Annotated in this window: 1 protein-coding gene and 1 pseudogene; one reads left to right on the top strand and one right to left on the bottom strand. The window is 59.6% G+C overall.

The window, feature by feature from the left end; all coding sequences use genetic code 11:
* Positions 1-383, bottom strand: a 383-nt coding sequence (gene tyrS, locus A3754_RS23905) for a tyrosine--tRNA ligase (protein WP_063521533.1), incomplete at its 3' end; no start/stop codon positions are given.
* Positions 384-537: 154 nt separating this feature from the next.
* On the opposite strand from tyrS, the pseudogene A3754_RS23900 reads away from it, so the two are divergent.
* Positions 538-873: pseudogene (locus tag A3754_RS23900) on the top strand (peptidase M23); the annotation flags it as partial.

The following is an 873-nucleotide window of genomic DNA, read 5'->3' as shown; positions in this document are numbered from 1 at the left end:
TCGTTCATCCAGCTGGAGTTGAAGGCGACCCGGGTTTTGCTCTCGTCGAGAATCTTGAAGACCTGCTCTTTGTAGGTCTCCGCGTTGCGCAGCACATCTTCTCGACTCAGCGGCGGGCGGGTGGCGCTCTTGCCCGTGGGGTCACCGATCATCCCGGTGAAATCGCCAACCAGGAAGATCACTTCATGCCCCAGCTCCTGAAACTGGCGCAGCTTGTTGATCAATACCGTATGCCCCAGGTGCAGATCCGGGGCAGTAGGGTCAAAGCCCGCCTTCACCCGTAACGGCCGGCCCGATGCCAGTTTTTCCCGCAGCTCCTCTTCCTGGATGATCTCATCCGCCCCGCGGGTAATAAGTGCCAGTTGCTGATCCACCGTGGCCATGCCTACCTCTATTTCCAGACCCATTAATGAAAGCGCGCCATTGTAGCACTTGAACGCGGCCAGAGAAGGCGGGTATCTTTGCAGGTCAGTTTTTCGCTGTGCCCCGCGGGCGCGCCAGTCTCTATTTACCCAACCAGGCCCTCACAGACTCTTCATGAAACAACTTATCTCTGCTGCCGGCAGGCTGGTGCGCCAGTTCCCACGCACCCATTTACTGCTGAGCATGGTATTGCTGGGCGGCGTCATCCTGATCGCCTTTCGCCCGGACAACACCGAAACCACCCCGGAACGCGTCCAGCCCATCAGCCTGCCGGAACGCACAGCACCCGCACCAAAACCGCAAACCACCAGCAAACCCGCACCGGCCACACCGCAATGGCAAACGCTGACCGTGCAATCCGGAGACAGCCTGTCCTCATTACTGCATCCCCTGGGCATTGGCGCCGGGCAGATCGATGCCCTGCTCAAAGGTGACGACAAGCTGAAGCGG

This window comes from Alcanivorax sp. HI0083 (genome assembly GCF_001635175.1).
The sequence above is the reverse complement of the archived record's forward strand: the minus strand, read 5'-3'. Positions and strand labels throughout refer to the sequence as shown.